Source organism: Acinetobacter sp. ANC 3832 (genome assembly GCF_002135415.1).
Taxonomy (GTDB): Bacteria; Pseudomonadota; Gammaproteobacteria; order Pseudomonadales; family Moraxellaceae; genus Acinetobacter.
This window is the reverse complement of record NZ_NEGJ01000003.1, coordinates 345,510-361,003: the sequence shown is the minus strand read 5'-3', so window position 1 is coordinate 361,003 and position 15,494 is coordinate 345,510. Positions and strand designations below refer to the sequence as shown.

The window sequence follows — 15,494 nt, the reverse complement described above, 5'->3', positions numbered from 1 at the left end:
TATTCTTAAAGCATAATTAGCCTTCTGCTTTTTCCATAATATAGTCATAGTAATCTTTTTTCTTTTGATACATCACTTGATCTGCACGTTTAAGCATACATTCAACATTTTCACCCTCAAATGTTGTGGCATGACCCATGGCAATACGAATGGGGTGAGAAGAGTAATATTGATTATCAATATTTAAAAGTTCTTCAATGGTCATCATCATTGAGTCTAAAGTTTGGGCATCCGCTCCGGGCATGAGAACCACAAATTCATCACCTCCAATACGAGAAGCGGTGTAGTTCGAGTGGCTGACGGTACGACTGAGAATATTGCCCATACGACGTAATAAGTCATCACCAACATCATGCCCACGTGTATCATTAATTTCTTTTAGGCCATTCATATCAATAAAAATAGCTGAAACAGGGCGGACAATACCACGCTCTAAACGATTTAATTCTTCGGTATAGAATGAGCGATTAAACAGTTTAGTAAGCACATCATGCTTACCTAAATATTCTAAATAACTTTCTGCTTTTTTACGTGCTGTAATATCCGTCAGTGCAACTTGGACTAAGCCCCAATCTTCTTCATAACCTGGAAATACTGTGAATTGAAGAAGAACATTCCGCATTGAACCATCCAAAGCATAATTAATGGCTTCACGTTGATGGTGGATTTTACCATTCCATAATTCAATCAGTTGTTCTCTAAATGTTTGATGCATTTCTTTGGCAAAGACTTTATTTAAATTTTTAAATAAAGTGTCTTTATCAGGCGCTTTAAGTAAATCAAGTGTGGCTTGGTTCACATCTAATAATAAAATATCTTCTACACATTGATGGACAAAGTCAGCATGTACATCTAAAAAAGTCCGAAAATCTTCAATACCAATGTGACGTAATTGATCCATACGCATTTTCACACGACTAAAATCTTCAACCCATAATGATGTTGGAGAATAAATAAATCGAGCTTCAGCTAAACGTCGATTTTTTTCTTCAAGACGGCTGGCATTTTGATAATCCGTAATATCTTCAGTGGTCAGTAATATTTGTTTAAAAGTATGTTCTGATCCAGGCAATATCACGCCACGTAACTTAATATCGAGTGGTTTACCTGAAATGGTATAGTTAATGGTCGTACTCGAAAATTCAGTTTTTCCTTCCCATAATGAAACGAGCTCTAAAATGTGGGAATGAAACATATCACCCTGAAATATCGTATTTAAATTTTGACACAAATGATTAATATTATTGGCCTCGAAAACATCGAGTGTCTTTTTATTTACTTTTATAATTTTAATTTTATGTGCGCATTCTGTGACTCGTGAAATATCATCTTGTAAGAATTTTTTAAGGTCAGTAATGCCTTGATCTTTCCATACATCAAATTGTTTTTTTATTTCACTATAATCTTCTAACCACATTGGAATAGGTGATAAGTCAAAAATAGATGACTCCAATATTTCCATTTCAGTATTCCTATTATTCTAGTCGGTTAAGTTTATAGGCAAAATATACCACCAATATTGTGATTTAAAAACTATATTTAATTTAAAATGTGATACAAATATCTTTAAATTACATTAATTTAAGTTTTGCTTCATTGTCTTTATGATTTGTTAATTTATTTTAAACAGTTATGGTTAAATATAGTTAAAAGTGAAATAACATATTTAAATAGTGTATTTTTTATTATTGGTTTTATTTAATACAAATAGACTTCTTACATCTTAATATTTATTTACACTTATACAAAATTTTGACTGTATCAGATCATACAAAAAACTATCGCTTAATCAAAATAAAAACTTGATCATAAATATCTGATCAGTTCATGCGCAATTGATAATACTCATTTTTCTTTTTATACATTTTTTGATCAGCACGTTTGAGTAATTCTTCAATGGTTTCATTATTACGAGTTGTGGAATAACCCATTGCAACGCTAATCGATAAATCCTGATTTCGTTGGTTATCTTGATCCAATAAATTTTGAATAATATCAAGCATTGACTGTACATTTTGACTGCCCGCATTTGGCATCAGTATGACAAACTCATCCCCACCAATACGAGACACTGTGTAAAGGGTATCTGCAATGGCTTGATTTAAAATTTGTCCGATACGTTTTAATAATTGATCACCAATATCATGCCCATAAGTATCATTAACGGTTTTTAATCCATTGATATCTAAATAAATACAGGATACTGGATAAATTGAATTCTCTTCAAGTCGACTGATTTCTTCTGTATAAAAGGTACGATTATAGAGTTTGGTTAAAATATCATGTTTACCTAGATATTTAAGATGGTTCTCAAGTTTTTTACGCTCTCGAATATCTGTGAGAGCAACCTGAATCACGCCCCAATCATGTTCATTTTGTGGGAAAATATTAAACTGTTCAAGCACATGAATGATTTGCCCATCTGTTGAATAATAGGTGCATTCCCGTTGTTGATAATAATTTCCTTCCCAAAGTTGCAACAATTGTTCCGCAAATGATTGGTGAATATGAATAGAAAAAATTCGAGGGGTATTGTTCAGAAAATCAGTTTTATCTTTAGCTGCAAATAAATTTAAAGAGGCTTGATTAATATCTATAAATTTAATTTCATTAAAACATTGTTGAAGAAACTCAGGATGATCTTTTAAATGTTGTTTAAGATTGCTGATCTGATTTTGTCGAAGTTCTGCAAAAAGAGACTTTATTTTGCTGTAGTCTTTAATCCACAACGGAGTTGGACTGTATGTAAAGATAGATTCGGCAAAACGTCGTGCATTCTGATAATCAGAAATATCCTCGGTCGTTAACAATAAGCTTTCCCAACTGTCTTCATTACCAGGCAGAACATTGGCACGTAACTGAATGTCAATTTGCTTACCTTTACAAGTGTAGTTGACCGCAGGAATTGTACAATTTGCCTCTTTGTTCCATAAGGCAACAAAAAAATGAACTTTAAATTGACTGACTTTTTCAAAATGCAATTTAGAAAAACTTTGTATAATTTCTTCTAAATTTTCAGCCTCATATAACCTTAAAGCACTTTTATTAATATGAGTGGTTCGAATGGTTGCAAGACAAGGCTGTAAACGTTCAGGATCTTCCAGTAAATATTGTTTAAGATCTTGAACACCTTCAGCTTTCCATTGTTCAAATATTTTTTTAACACCGCTAAAATCTTGTAACCACATTGCGAGAGGAGACAAATCAAATACGGTGAGATCCAATTGCTCCATACTTTCGTACCATTTTATTTAAAGTGATTAAAATTAGACATTTCGCATGAGTGTAAAAAGTTTTAGATAAGTAGTTTATTAATATCATCGAGTTGCTTACATGGTAATGTCTAAAGTGGGTAAGATTTTATTTCTCTTTTAGATGATCAACCTTAGGCTTTACTCAGCATAGCTAAATCTAAAAATGTCTAATAAGTGTACTATAAGTACCTGAGTTATATCAAATCAGTTCAGAAACTCAGTGCATTGTTACTTTTTGGCTTTATGAACGGCTTTAGGTGGGGAAATTTCTCTCTCACCGTTCCACACATCAATAAAATCATTTTCATTCAAATGATATAATTCTAATAATGCCAAAATGACACCACCAAAGATCAGAGAACCTTCTGAATTGGTTTCGAATTGGAAAATTTTGTTATGTAAAGTATTTAAAATATCACGAATTTCAAAGGTACGGTCACGCCCATTGCTGTCTTCAGGATACATTGGCGTATTGACTACAATCGTTGCTAAGCTTTTTTCAGCATCTGTTAATTCTAAATTTTGAATCGCTTGAGATGGGTCATCACTAAAAATCACAGCATCTGTAATAAAGGTTTTGACCAATTGTTGAGTGAGCTTCGGTAACGTTTTTTCTACAAAAGGGCGGAATGAACTTGGGAAAATTACATTGTGTGAAATACCTTTAAACATTGGTGCAATTTCTTCCACTGTATAGCCTGCTACACCACAACCGACTGAAGTAATAAAATATTTGGTCTTAGGATGATTCTTGGTATAAATTTTAAAATCATCAACATAGTGTTGAATCTGTGAGAGTGGCATTTGTTGCAAATGCTCATTCATGGTTGGAATTGCAAAGCTTTGACCAGACCATCCACGTCCAGCACCTTTCATCGCCCCAAAATGTAAGAGCGCAGTCTTTGCCGCACCACCTTGATGTGTTCCTGCCATATTGCTACCAAACACAAAAACAGTATCTTCTGGCAAGCTTTTAATAATATTTTCATCATGATAGTGATAGGTCATGGCATTTCACTTCTTTTATCGGCGTGTTTTCCATGTTGCAATTGAATTGCAATGGGGTCAAGTTATATTACTTGAATAAAATGATTTATCCCCAATATCTAGAAACTTAACAGCTTGTCCAAATCTGCATCTGATAAGCTACGCCTTTTAGAATACATAGAGAAATTATCTGTGAATGAGAACCAACCTTTTGAACTTGTCACGCCTTATCAACCTGCGGGTGATCAACCTCAAGCGATTGAAAAACTTGTACAAGGAGTAAAAAAGGGTTATCACGATCAGTTATTACTAGGGGTAACAGGTTCTGGTAAGACCTATACAATGGCGAATGTTATTTCACAATTACAACGTCCAACCATTGTGATGGCACACAATAAAACCCTTGCGGCACAATTGTATGGTGAATTTAAGTCCTTTTTTCCAAACAATGCGGTTGAATATTTTGTAAGTTATTACGACTACTACCAACCCGAAGCTTATGTTCCATCTTCCGATACATTTATAGAAAAAGATTCAGCCATTAATGATCATATTGATCAGATGAGACTTTCGGCAACACGTTCTTTATTAGAGCGTAAAGATGCCATTATTGTTGCTTCTGTTTCAGCCATTTATGGTTTGGGTGATCCGAATGCTTACATGAGTATGCTGTTACATATTGTACAGGGTGACCGAATTAGTCGTGACGATATTATTCGCCGTTTGGTGGAAATGCAATATACCCGTAATGAATTGGAATTTTTACGAGGAACTTATCGAATTCGGGGTGAAATTATCGATATTTTTCCTGCGGAATCTGATCAGAATGCAATTCGTATTGAATTGTTTGATGATGAAGTGGATTCGATTCGCTGGTTTGATCCGCTTACTGGAAAGCTCGTCCGTAAAGCACCACGAGTGACGATTTATCCTAAAAGTCATTATGTCACGCCAAAAGATAATCTATATCGTGCAATTGGAACAATTCGTGAGGAACTGGGAGAGCGTTTAGCTTTTTTCAAAGAACACGATAAATTAGTCGAAGCGCAACGTATTGAACAGCGTACTCGTTATGATTTAGAAATGATGCAGCAGTTGGGATATACCAACGGTATTGAAAACTATTCACGTCATCTTTCAGGTCGTCCATCGGGTGAAGCGCCACCGACTTTATTTGATTATTTACCTGATGATGCCTTGCTGATTATTGATGAGTCACATGTGACTGTTCCACAAATTGGAGCAATGTATAAGGGTGACCGTTCACGAAAAGAAAATTTAGTGAATTATGGTTTCCGCTTACCGAGTGCTTTAGATAATCGTCCGATGCAATTTGAAGAGTGGCAGCGCATTGTGCCAACAACGATTTATGTTAGTGCAACACCTGCAAAATATGAGTTAGAACGATCAGAACAAGTGGCTGAGCAAGTCGTGCGTCCAACAGGACTTGTCGATCCGACCATTGAGATACGTCCTGTGTTAACTCAAGTTGATGATGTTTTATCTGAGATTAATATTCGGACAGCATTAGATGAACGGGTTTTGGTGACGACGTTAACCAAACGGATGGCAGAAGATTTAACATCGTATTTAAAAGAATATGGTGTCAAAGTTGCGTATCTACACTCAGATATTGATACCGTTGAACGCGTTAAAATTATCCATGACTTACGCACGGGTGTACATGATGTTTTAATCGGCATTAACTTGTTGCGTGAAGGTTTGGATATGCCAGAAGTATCACTGGTCGCCATTCTTGATGCAGATAAAGAAGGTTTTTTACGTTCTGAACGCTCGTTGATTCAGACCATTGGACGTGCTGCACGTAATGTAAATGGTAAAGCGATTCTTTATGCAGACCGTGTTACTGATTCAATGCGCAAAGCAATAGATGAAACGGATCGTCGTCGTACTAAACAAATGCAATTTAATGAAGAGCATGGGATTATTCCGCGGAGTACAGTTCGTCAAAAAGTGAAAGAAATTGACAGTGGTGAAATACTTGAAGATGATCAAATTGAAGCGAATATTTCAGATCAGGCAAAAGCGTTAACTGCGGATGAGCGCCATATTTTGTCTGATCCTAAACTTTTCACTAAGCATCTGACCAAACTTGAAAAAGAAATGTTGAAAGCTTCTAAAGAATTGCAATTTGAGCAGGCTGCTCGTTTGCGTGATGAAATTTTGCGTTTAAAAGCTCAATTGTTGCAATGAGTTAAAATCTATTGATGTCATTGAAAGCGACCTAAGATACATATTTATACAATGGTTAATGTAAAACCTTATATCTTTGAATGGAGTAAAAGATAAAAGAATAAGGTACCTGAAATTATTATGAATAATAATTCATCACAAATAAGGTTGCATTGGACCAAAGTTATTCTGAGTGGAACACTTGCTTGGGGCGTCGCGATTGGGACAACAACCTATGCTCAAAGCAAGAGTTTGCCTACAGTAGAAAAGGTTGAATTAGATAAGTATTTAGGGGTGTGGTACGAAGTTGCTCGTAAACCCATGTCTTTTCAAAAACAGTGTGCTCGAGATGTTTTAGCGATATATACGGTGAATGAGAATGGCAATATTGCTGTAGATAATCGTTGTTATGATCGTGAAGGGAATTTACAGCAAAGTTTTGGCGAAGCTTTTGTGATTAATGAGCCTTACAATAGTAAATTTAAAGTGAGTTTCGTACCAGAAGCTGTACGTTGGATTCCTGTTGGTCGTGGTGATTATTGGATTTTAAAATTAGATGAACATTATCAAATGGCTTTGGTCGGAGAGCCCACACGCAAATATTTATGGGTGTTGTCTAGAGATCCGCATCCAGATGAAGCGATGGTTAATGAATATCTAAAATATGCAAAATCGCTAGGCTATAACATCAAAAATATCATTCAAATACCACAAACTAAAGCTAAATAAATAAAAATCCACATAGTATTTGCTCAAAATTAAGCTCAGTTTTAATTTCACCCTTGAAATGCTAAAGGTGAGACATCTTCATATTAATTAGCTGTTTTATCATCACTGTGAATAGTCTATTTATTTCTTAATCTATTGCAATGAAGCTTATTCAACATGGACTGTAAAAACTCATTATTATAAAAGATGGATGGTTTATGTTGAAGTACTTTAAATTTCTCTTGTACTTTGATGGGTATATGTTTCAATCTCACTCAGGAAAATGAAAAAATTGAATGAAGACATTTGTCTTTTGGGATGTTTAGTTTGAGGTGATTGATGTTTAAGGGCGTAATGCTATCAGTATTGGCATCTATTACTTTCGGTATTTTATATTTTTACACCCAATTATTAGGTGATTTAGACGGTCAACAAACTTTCGGCTGGCGCATTGTTGCAACGTTACCTTTTTTAAGTCTTTTTATGTATTTCAGTGGTGATCTTCGTTACGTCAAAGAAATTTATCAAAGAATAGTGCAAAAACCTGCCTTATTATTAATGCTCATCGTCACGTCATTTTTGAGCTGTGTGCAGTTATGGCTTTTTTTATGGGGGCCAATGAATGGGCGAGGTTTACAAGTCTCATTGGGATATTTCCTTTTACCCTTGGTTTTGGTTCTTGTGGGTAGTGTTTTTTATAAAGAAAAATTATCTAAATTTCAAATGGTTGCTGTATTTTTTGCAGTTGTGGGTGTTGGACATGAATTGTGGCGTTTAGGCAGTATTGCTTGGGAAACCATGCTAGTTGCTATCGGCTATTCTCTTTATTTTTTCATTCGTAAGAAAATGAGTACAGATAATTTAGGTGGCTTTTGGTGGGATATTGTATTGTGCCTTCCAATTGCTATTTATTTTACTCAAACAGGATTAAGCCCTTATCTTAAATTTGCTGAATCACCTTCATTATTTTTAATTGTCGCAGGTTTAGGTATTTTAAGTGCAATTGGGTTAGGGAGTTATATACTTGCAAGCCGCTATTTACCCATGGTTTTATTTGGATTATTGAGTTATTTAGAGCCTGTATTATTGGCACTGGTTTCTTTAGTTTTGGGTGAAAGTATTGGTGCAGGTGAATGGTTTACTTATATTCCAATTTGGTGTGCAGTCGGTATTTTGGTGATTGAAGGAATTTGGCATCTATATACACAACAACAAAAGTCTAAAAACTTAAAGCGAAATATTGAAAAGCAGAATGGTAGAGCATGAGATTGTTGTTTTGAATGAGATATCTGATATCAATAAGCTGCTTATTGTCACTTCTAGAAAGTTGTTCACAAGTTTTATAAAATATTTAATATTATAGACATTGCTAAAGTGTCTAGACGAACATCAGCACTTTGTTCGTCTAGACATGCTTTATTAATAAGACTTAATTTGATGCAATTAAAATTTTAAATAGTACGTCCACCATCTACAGGGAATTCAACACCTGTAATAAAAGCTGCTTCATCAGATGCTAAATACAATGCAGCATTTGCAATGTCTGATGGTTCTGCTAAACGGCCTAAAGGGACTGTTGCAATAAATTTTGCACGATTCTCAGGCGTATCAGGAAGACCCATCGCAGTCTCCAATATTCCTGTTGCTCCCATTACTGGACAAATTGCATTCACACGAATATTACTGGATGCTAGTTCTACAGCCATTGATTTTGAAAGCATATTTACAGCACCTTTTGAACCGCTATACCAAGTTAAACCTGGGCGAGGACGAATTCCTGAGGTCGAGCCTACATTTAAGATTACACCACCACCATTTTCACGCATGGCAGGAACAAGTGCATGCGCGAAATTATAAATCGACTTTACATTTACACGGAAAACCAGATCAAAAGTATCTTCATCGACCTCTAACATGGGCATATTTTTATGTGTTGTCCCTGCGTTGTTCACTAGAATATCGGGGATACCTAATTTTTGCATAATCTCTTGAGTCGCGAGTTGTACAGCTTGGAAATTACCCACATCCACTTGAATGGCGATGGCACAATCCCCAATTTCTTTTGCAACTCGTATAGCAGAATCTAAATTTAGATCTAAAACAGCAACTTTAGCGCCTTCGTGTGCATAAATTTTTGCAATTGCCTCACCAAAACCTGAACCACCACCAGTCACAACTGCTATTTTATTATTTAAACGCGACATAATTCTTATCCTTTTCAATCAACTATTCCATGAATGAATATTGATATCAATTTTTTTTATTATGCGCAACGTTAATTATTAAATTTATTGATGTTATTGGTAGTTTAGAATTTGACTCATTGTTTTATGATGAGGTTTAATCTAATATTTTGAATTGTTGTAAGTTATGATAAAAATTAAAATAAGACTTACGATAATTGTTGAACAATAATTAAAAAAAGTGTTAAATAGTTAACATAATTAATGCTAATGATAGATAATAAAAAAAGATGTGAGTATTATGAATACGACAATGATTCCTTACCAGATTCGAGCAACTTTGTTGCAATTAGAGCCAAGCACTGATTTGAATTGGAAGGAAATCGTGTCTCATATTTTTGATGAAGAAAACATTGAAATACGTGAAGAAATAGATCGTCAAATTTTAAAACCAAAAGATATTCAATGGAATAGAATCGCCAATAGTTTTGAATATAAAATTAACAATTCCTTAGATATTCTAAAACACAGTTTTTCTAATGAAAGAATGCGTTCTATTGCAGCAAAACTGGGGAAGTCTACAGATTGGTTGAAAAAAACCAGTGATAGTATGCAAATTGCAGATTATTTGGAAAATGCACTTAAACAAATAGACTTAATTCCAGTCAATGATGATCTGATTATACAACGTGAAAAGTTATTAATCCGACGTGTGTTTTTACAAGATGTGGCTAATATCATTCGTAGTCTAAAATTAGACCGACCGAAGGGTATACGCCAACTGACAGCTGAACAAATCAAATGCTTTATTATTGAAGTGTATATTAAGCAACAATTATTGGGTTATTGGTTTAAACCGTTACTGCCGAAGTATTCACAAACGATGCAACATCCTTTTTTTAAATACTTTGTTTTGAGAGAACAGGGCTTTCGAAAATTTGATATCGTTCAAACCTCAGAGTTCATTTTTTTAATCGCACCTATTCCAAATTTTGAGCAAAACCCATATTCAATTCGCCGTTTTTTAGTTGAAGATCATCTTGAATATGAAGATAAAGATCAGATTTATTTGAATGGTGTAGTTGTTGATTTAAAGCGCGTAAAAGAAAATTCATATATTGATGAAGTTTCTGATCATTTACAGAAGATGATCACGATTCAGCACCAAGTACACAAGGATGTACTCGAAATTGTTTCAGACTTTGAAAGTTTTACAGAGAAAAAATTCATTCCTTATTTGATGCAACCTTTAGGTGCTGTAGGAAAAAATAGCGATACTGTTGCACAGGATTATATTAAAAATATTGAAAATATGTTGGTAAACCATATCCTAGTACCACTTAGAAATGCTGTGAAAAATGATTTATCTCATATTGAAGAATTTGAATATTTATTTATGAGCGTGCACCGAATCTTATCGGAAATACTCTCCCACTACCGTGATTTTAAAGAACAACCCGCTTTGTTTTTTAATGCACAAGTACAGTTATTCGAATATCGTTTATTGGCTTATTTAAAACTCATTGAAAAAAGAAAGGATGAGGCTTTTATTCCTTTGCATGGTCATGAGTGGAACATTATGGATGAGCGTTCACAACAACCACTCAAGCAAGTTCAAGAAGTATTGGCTCATCATATGCAGGATTATCGTGATCTAAAAACCTATATGTCACAATTAAAAGTAGAACAAACTGCCGTAAAAGGGTCTTTTCTAAAACGCATGATGAAAGGTGAGAAAGTAGAAAAAGATATTACTCAAGCAAATTTGGCTTCAATTCGAATTAAGAAACAAGCATATTTAGACATGTTGGCAGTACCAAAAAGCTTACCTAAATATAGTGTGTTTATTGAATTTGAAAGCTTAACATCGATGAGTGAGTTAGAGCGTCATTATGCTTTTCCAAACGGTGATAATGGACTGACACGCTTACCTTTGCTGATGAAATTGCCTGAAAATTTAGTCGATTTCAATTTTGATGATTTTAATGCTTCAATTATGAGCTACGATTTACGTTTTTCTCCGAATAAATAAGTGAAATGGTACTCATGATATTTTTATGATGAATAGCATCTTGGGCAAGGATAATAACTTCTTTATTTTTCTCTTTGATGGGTAAATAAAAAGGCTTTATATGCGAAGTCTAATACATTGAATAATAAGTTTTTTATGAATATTTGTTTTCTCTATAAGGAAAATGAATTTTTATGAACAAGCCAATGTGAATTGTTATAAAGCACTGTATGTTTTTTGTCTGATAGAAATATTAGGGAAATAAATAAAATACAAATAAAATCATTCACTAAGTTTAAAATGAATGGCAAATATTTTATTTCATAATAAAAATATACGTCGTTTCGATTTCAACTATTTGAGAATTCCATTACAATTATGGGGTTTTAAAAATCAAGTTTAGATATACATAAATAGAGGACGTATCTGTGAGCAAAGACACTATCATCGCCCTACATGCAGAGCACCAAGGTCGCTGGAAAAACCGTGAAGAAATCGCGGAACGTATGATTGCATTAATCGGTCAATTATACCGTGAGAAAAATATTGTCACTTCAGTTTACGGACGTTCTTTAGTTAACCGTTCAGTAATTCAGATTTTAAAAGCACACCGTCGTACACGTATGATGGATGTTGAACTTTCTGTTGTTCATACTTTCCCTATTCTTGAAGCTTTGGCGAAACTAGAAAATATTGGTTCTGCTGAAGTTGATTTAGGTAAACTTGCAGTTGAATACAAAGAAAAAGGTGGTGATGTTGATGCATTTGTTGCAACAGCAGTAAAATCACTTGAAGGTAATCCTGCAATTGTTGAACCTAAAGATGTTGTTCTTTACGGTTTTGGTCGTATTGGTCGTATTCTTGCACGTTTGATCATTGGTCAATCAGGTTTAGGTCGTGGCTTAAACTTAAAAGCAATTGTTGTTCGTAAATCATCTGATGGTGATTTAGAAAAACGTGCTTCTTTACTTCGTCGTGATTCTATTCATGGTCCATTTGCAGGCACAATTTCTGTAGATGAAGCCAATGAAGCAATCATTGCCAATGGTAACTTTATTAAAGTGATTTATGCTTCTAGCCCTGCAGAAGTAGATTACACAGCTTATGGCATTAACAATGCACTTGTGATTGATAACACAGGTAAATGGCGTGATGCTGAAGGTCTTGCTCAACACTTGAAATGCCCAGGCGTTGCTCGTGTTGTATTGACTGCACCAAGCAAAGGCGAAATGAAAAATGTTGTTTATGGCGTAAACCATACTGATATTTTAGATGAAGATAAAATCATTTCTGCTGCAAGCTGTACGACGAATGCAATTACACCTGTACTTAAAGTATTGCATGACAAATATAAAGTACTGAATGGTCACGTTGAAACAGTTCACTCATTTACAAATGACCAGAACTTGATTGATAACTACCATAAAGCGGATCGTCGTGGTCGTGCTGCAACGTTGAACATGGTGATTACTGAAACTGGTGCGGCTAAAGCTGTTGCTAAAGCATTACCAGAGTTACAAGGTAAATTAACAGGTAATTCAGTACGAGTTCCTACACCAAACGTATCTTTAGCTATTCTGAACTTAACACTTGAGAAAGAAGTTGATCGTGAAGAAGTGAACGAATATATTCGTCAAATTTCAATCAATTCTAGCCTTCAAGGTCAAATTGGTTATACCAATTCGACTGAAGTTGTATCTTCGGACTTTATCGGTTCACGTACAGCGGGTGTATTTGATGCTCAAGCAACGATTACTTCAGGGACTCGTTTAACTGCTTATGTTTGGTATGACAACGAAGTCGGTTATAGCTGCCAAGTTTTACGTATTGCTGAACAAATGTGTGGCGTAAGCTATCCAAAAGTTCCTGCTGAAACAAATGCATAATTTGTAAAGCAAGTATTGTAAATAAATTGAAAAAGAGCTTCATTTGAAGCTCTTTTTTTGTGTCTATATTTCATGTTAATTTTATTCAGATCTATAATTCTTGTATAACAAGCTATAATTTTTCTTTCAGGATAAAAATAAAGAGGCTATTCATCGTTATATAAGATGTTTATTCAGCATCCTAAATAAATATAAAAAGAGAAATGATAATGTATAAGAGAAGCATACGAATCATATTGATGAGTTTAGGATTTGTATTAATCAATTCGTAACTGAATGCTCAATCTTTAGATTTAATACCAACTATGAAAGATCGTTATGAGAGTGATTGTTCAATTCGTGAAGGCTATGATTTATATGATTCTGAATCGGGTTTAGATAAAAAATTGCAACCATTTACAGGTAAAGCAAAATATATTGAACAACCAGTCTATAGTAGTACTCTATTTCCTTTGAAAAATGTAACTTATAGGGGTGTTCCAATCATAAAATAAAATATTCCTACGGAAATATTGCCAAGCAAATCAATTAGACCTTATATTTTAATATATCAACAATGCAAGCTAGAAAGAATTTCTCTAAGATTAAATTTAAGATAAAGCAAGATGCTGCAATGGCAGGTTTAAGTATAAATAAAGAGGGGGAATTGATGCGAGTACAATGTTATTGGCCAGATTCTTATTTTAAATATTAATCAAATTTAACAACAAATTGCATCGCCTTTGATACATAAAATCGCAAACTATTTCGCATAAACTTATAAAATCATAGATTGATAAAAACAAAATGTATTAAGGAAGATCATTTGCAAATTAAATCAATGATTGCTGGGCTGAGTTTTATTGTGGTGGCTGCTGTATGTGGTGTGCTCATCGCAATTTGGATATTTAAGCATTTCAATATTTATATTCCACTTGAAAATCAAGCGGTCAGTATTGATTTGAAAGAACCACTACAAGCCAAAGTTCAAATTCATGATGCCTTAAATGTTGATGTAACAGGGCAGGTCAATGCAGAAATCCCAATTCATGAAAAACTCAGCATTCCGCTTACTCAAACGCTGACGCCACGGGTTTATTTTGATAATCAAGTTCCGATTCAAACCATCATTCCTGTTAATGAGATTTTAAAAGTCAATCAGAATATGCCTATTGATACTCAGGTGCAGATTCGCGTTCTAGGAAAAGATATTACTTTACCATTGAAAGGAACCATTCCAATTCAAATGAATGTTCCTATTCAATTACAAGTTCCGTTAAATCAAAATGTTCATTTAAAATTTGATGCACCTGTTAAAACGGTTTTAAAAGAAAATTTACATATTCCATTGGATACAACATTAAAAGCCAAGATTCCAATTCAAGGGCATTTAAATGTTCCGATTAAATCGGCATTACAAGCAACAGTAGATGTACAAAATACATTGCCAGTCAAAATTGAAAAGGGTCAGTTAAAAATTCCTTTAAGTAGTTTAAGACTGTCGCGAGATGTAGAAGAAAAACCAACGCTACCTGTTGAAAAGACCAATTCTTCAACAGCTCAAACAGAATAAGGGTAATCACGATGTGGATATTCAATTCTGCTAAAAACTTAATATTAAGCTTTATCGTCGTAGTCATCTTAATTGCTGTTTTGTTTTGGTTATATTTGAATGTACAAGCTTCCATGCAGGTTTCAGCACTGAATGCACAAATTCAACTTTCACATTCCCTGCCGACTAAAATTCATGTCGGAAATTATTTAGAAACACATGCAAAAGGTGCATTATCGACTGAAATTGCAATTGATCGTGAGCTTAATTTACCGCTAAAAGGCAAGTATCTTGCAGATTTAAGTTTTGTAGTCACAACGCCCATCACGGTTCATATTGATTATTCAACGTACATTAATATCGATACAATCATGCCTTTAGAGACAACAACAGATTTGGTTTACCAAAATAAATTATTACCGAAATTCCCCTTAAAATTGAATATCCCAATTCATTTAAGTGTGCCTTTTCAATTAAAAAGAACCTATGAGCTTCCAATCAAAATTAACTTCAGTGGGCCAGTAGAACTAGGTTTCGATGAGCAAGTTCATTTGCCTCTTAAACATACTTTAAAACCGACTTTGAATATTAATGACCCGATGACAATGCGTAAAATTGCAACTTTTGATGCCACCATGTATAACCAAGAACGACAATCTTTAGCGGATTTAGAAATGAAAATTGATTTACCTGTACGAAATATTCGTCCTTAACCTGATTGATTTATGTACTGTTTTAAAT

At 34.2% G+C, this 15,494-nt stretch carries 12 protein-coding genes; 8 read left to right on the top strand and 4 right to left on the bottom strand.

The window, feature by feature from the left end; genetic code table 11:
• Positions 1–16: 16 nt before the first annotated feature.
• From B9T35_RS06085 to B9T35_RS06075, 3 genes are all read right to left on the bottom strand, one after another.
• A complete protein-coding gene (locus B9T35_RS06085) occupies positions 17–1,462 on the bottom strand; it encodes a GGDEF domain-containing protein (protein WP_086190217.1) in 1,446 nt (481 codons plus the stop codon).
• Between the two features lie 358 nt (positions 1,463–1,820).
• Complete coding sequence (locus tag B9T35_RS06080; RefSeq protein WP_086190216.1) at positions 1,821–3,233, bottom strand: GGDEF domain-containing protein; 1,413 nt, start codon at positions 3,231–3,233, stop codon at positions 1,821–1,823.
• Positions 3,234–3,482: 249 nt separating this feature from the next.
• The gene (locus B9T35_RS06075) at positions 3,483–4,262 is read right to left on the bottom strand and encodes a hypothetical protein (RefSeq protein ID WP_086190215.1); all 780 of its coding nucleotides are present in this window, start codon (positions 4,260–4,262) and stop codon (positions 3,483–3,485) included.
• A gap of 171 nt (positions 4,263–4,433) precedes the next feature.
• Here B9T35_RS06075 and uvrB point away from each other — a divergent pair, with 171 nt between their 5' ends.
• From uvrB to rarD, 3 genes are all read left to right on the top strand, one after another.
• The gene (gene uvrB / locus B9T35_RS06070; RefSeq protein WP_086190214.1) at positions 4,434–6,455 is read left to right on the top strand and encodes an excinuclease ABC subunit UvrB; all 2,022 of its coding nucleotides are present in this window, start codon (positions 4,434–4,436) and stop codon (positions 6,453–6,455) included.
• A 114-nt stretch (positions 6,456–6,569) separates the two neighbouring features.
• Positions 6,570–7,163 carry a lipocalin family protein gene (locus B9T35_RS06065; protein ID WP_416202424.1) on the top strand — a complete coding sequence of 198 codons (594 nt, stop codon included), beginning with the start codon at positions 6,570–6,572 and terminating at the stop codon, positions 7,161–7,163.
• Between the two features lie 318 nt (positions 7,164–7,481).
• The gene (rarD, locus tag B9T35_RS06060; RefSeq protein ID WP_416202419.1) at positions 7,482–8,408 is read left to right on the top strand and encodes an EamA family transporter RarD; all 927 of its coding nucleotides are present in this window, start codon (positions 7,482–7,484) and stop codon (positions 8,406–8,408) included.
• 185 nt (positions 8,409–8,593) lie between these two features.
• Here rarD and B9T35_RS06055 read toward each other — a convergent pair whose 3' ends face one another.
• The gene (locus tag B9T35_RS06055; protein WP_086190211.1) at positions 8,594–9,346 is read right to left on the bottom strand and encodes a glucose 1-dehydrogenase; all 753 of its coding nucleotides are present in this window, start codon (positions 9,344–9,346) and stop codon (positions 8,594–8,596) included.
• A gap of 280 nt (positions 9,347–9,626) precedes the next feature.
• Here B9T35_RS06055 and B9T35_RS06050 point away from each other — a divergent pair, with 280 nt between their 5' ends.
• From B9T35_RS06050 to B9T35_RS06030, 5 genes are all read left to right on the top strand, one after another.
• The gene (locus tag B9T35_RS06050; RefSeq protein ID WP_086190210.1) at positions 9,627–11,357 is read left to right on the top strand and encodes a hypothetical protein; all 1,731 of its coding nucleotides are present in this window, start codon (positions 9,627–9,629) and stop codon (positions 11,355–11,357) included.
• Positions 11,358–11,764: 407 nt separating this feature from the next.
• Positions 11,765–13,222: a glyceraldehyde-3-phosphate dehydrogenase gene (locus B9T35_RS06045; protein WP_086190209.1), complete on the top strand. Its 1,458-nt coding sequence runs from the start codon at positions 11,765–11,767 to the stop codon at positions 13,220–13,222.
• 305 nt (positions 13,223–13,527) lie between these two features.
• Complete coding sequence (locus B9T35_RS06040; protein ID WP_086190208.1) at positions 13,528–13,716, top strand: hypothetical protein; 189 nt, start codon at positions 13,528–13,530, stop codon at positions 13,714–13,716.
• A 326-nt stretch (positions 13,717–14,042) separates the two neighbouring features.
• On the top strand, positions 14,043–14,774 hold the full coding sequence (locus B9T35_RS06035) for an MFS transporter (protein ID WP_086190207.1): 732 nt from the start codon (positions 14,043–14,045) through the stop codon (positions 14,772–14,774).
• An 11-nt stretch (positions 14,775–14,785) separates the two neighbouring features.
• Complete coding sequence (locus B9T35_RS06030) at positions 14,786–15,466, top strand: hypothetical protein (RefSeq protein ID WP_086190206.1); 681 nt, start codon at positions 14,786–14,788, stop codon at positions 15,464–15,466.
• The last annotated feature ends 28 nt before the right edge of the window (positions 15,467–15,494 follow it).

Excerpts from the sequence above, each read along its gene's own strand:
- B9T35_RS06085 (WP_086190217.1), bottom strand. The coding sequence starts at position 1,462 with ATGGAAATATTGGAGTCATCTATTTTTGACTTATCACCTATTCCAATG.
- B9T35_RS06080 (WP_086190216.1), bottom strand. The coding sequence starts at position 3,233 with ATGGAGCAATTGGATCTCACCGTATTTGATTTGTCTCCTCTCGCAATG.
- B9T35_RS06075 (WP_086190215.1), bottom strand. The coding sequence starts at position 4,262 with ATGACCTATCACTATCATGATGAAAATATTATTAAAAGCTTGCCAGAA.
- rarD (WP_416202419.1), top strand. The coding sequence starts at position 7,482 with ATGTTTAAGGGCGTAATGCTATCAGTATTGGCATCTATTACTTTCGGT.
- B9T35_RS06055 (WP_086190211.1), bottom strand. The coding sequence starts at position 9,346 with ATGTCGCGTTTAAATAATAAAATAGCAGTTGTGACTGGTGGTGGTTCA.
- B9T35_RS06050 (WP_086190210.1), top strand. The coding sequence starts at position 9,627 with ATGAATACGACAATGATTCCTTACCAGATTCGAGCAACTTTGTTGCAA.
- B9T35_RS06040 (WP_086190208.1), top strand. The coding sequence starts at position 13,528 with ATGAAAGATCGTTATGAGAGTGATTGTTCAATTCGTGAAGGCTATGAT.
- B9T35_RS06035 (WP_086190207.1), top strand. The coding sequence starts at position 14,043 with ATGATTGCTGGGCTGAGTTTTATTGTGGTGGCTGCTGTATGTGGTGTG.
- B9T35_RS06030 (WP_086190206.1), top strand. The coding sequence starts at position 14,786 with ATGTGGATATTCAATTCTGCTAAAAACTTAATATTAAGCTTTATCGTC.